The sequence below is a fragment of the Pseudomonas sp. BAV 4579 genome (assembly GCF_009765395.1).
Lineage (GTDB): Bacteria > Pseudomonadota > Gammaproteobacteria > Pseudomonadales > Pseudomonadaceae > Chryseomonas > Chryseomonas aestiva.
Genome location: NZ_WHOV01000207.1, coordinates 1 through 1019 on the forward strand (window position 1 = coordinate 1; position 1019 = coordinate 1019).

Sequence of the window (1019 nt, forward strand, 5' to 3'; positions counted from 1 at the left end):
GTGGTAGCGGTAGTTGAATTCGGTGATCTGCCGCCGGCCCAGGGCCTCGCAGAAGGCCCGGAAGCTGCCCGGCCGCTCGGGGATGGTCACGGCGATGATGGCTTCGCGCTGCTCGCCCAGTTCGGCGCGTTCGGCCACGTGTCTCAGGCGGTCGAAGTTGATGTTGGCACCGGAATCGATGGCCACCAGCACCTGGCCGCCACTGCCTTCACGCTCGGCGTACTTCTTGATCCCGGCCACGCCCAGGGCGCCCGAGGGCTCGGTGATGGAGCGGGTGTCGTCGTAGATGTCCTTGATCGCCGCGCAGATCTCATCCGAGCTGACGGTAATGACTTCATCGACATAACGCCGGCAGATCTCGAAGGTGTGATGGCCGATCTGGGCCACGGCCACGCCATCGGCGAATAGCCCGACTCGCGGCAAGACCACCCGCTCGCCGGCCGCCATGGCCTGCTGCAGGCAGTTGGAGTCGTCCGGTTCGACGCCGATGACCCTGATCTCGGGCCGCAGGTATTTCACATAGGCGGCGATGCCGGCGATCAGGCCACCGCCGCCCACGGGGACGAAGATGGCATCGAGCCGACCGGGGTGCTGGCGCAGGATCTCCATGGCCACGGTGCCCTGGCCGGCGATGACGTCCGGATCGTCATAGGGCGGCACGAAGGTGTAGCCCTGCTCCTCGACCAGGCGCAAGGCCTCGGCCAGGGCCTCGGGAAAGGCGTCGCCGTGCAGCACCACCTCGCCACCGCGCGATTGCACGCCGATGACCTTGAGCTCCGGCGTGGTGCGCGGCATGACGATGATCGCCCGCACGCCCAGTTCGCGGGCCGCGAGCGACAGGCCCTGGGCGTGGTTGCCGGCGCTGGCGGTGATCACCCCGCGGGCCTTCTCGCTGGCCGAGAGGCTGGCCAGCTTGGTGTAGGCGCCGCGGATCTTGAAGGAAAACACCGGCTGCAGGTCTTCGCGCTTGAGCAGCACCTGGCAGCCCAGCCGCTCGGACAGCGCCCGCGCCGGTTGCA

1 protein-coding gene is annotated in these 1019 nt (G+C 68.3%); it reads right to left on the bottom strand.

Annotated elements, in window-relative coordinates; all coding sequences use genetic code 11:
- The coding region (gene ilvA / locus GSQ95_RS25040) for a threonine ammonia-lyase, biosynthetic (RefSeq protein WP_158973988.1) at positions 1-1019 on the bottom strand (1019 nt) is incomplete at both ends.